The sequence below is a fragment of the Streptomyces sp. URMC 127 genome, assembly GCF_051386535.1.
In the GTDB taxonomy this organism is placed as follows: domain Bacteria; phylum Actinomycetota; class Actinomycetes; order Streptomycetales; family Streptomycetaceae; genus Streptomyces.
Genome location: NZ_JBPQTW010000562.1, coordinates 1 through 246 on the forward strand (window position 1 = coordinate 1; position 246 = coordinate 246).

1 pseudogene is annotated in these 246 nt (G+C 82.5%); it reads left to right on the top strand.

The features are described from left to right. Window positions 1–62 precede the first annotated feature (62 nt). Window positions 63–246, top strand: a pseudogene (locus ACSNOH_RS35395) (hypothetical protein); the annotation flags it as partial.

Here is a 246-nt window from a genome sequence, read left to right on the forward strand (position 1 = left end):
GGGCGGGCCTTGCGGGGGCGGTGCCGGCGCCGGGGCGGCCTCAGGGGGCGGGGCCGGGCGGGGTGGCCTACGTTCACGATCTGCCCACCATGGGCGCCCCGCAGCCCGCCGCCCGTAAGCGCCGCCGGGCCGTGGTCGCGTTCGGGGTCGCCGGGGTTGTCGCCGCCGTCGTCGGGGGCGCGGTCGTCTTCGGGGCCGGTCAGGGCAAGGACGGCGGCGGCGAGGCCCCCGCCGCGGCCAAGCCCC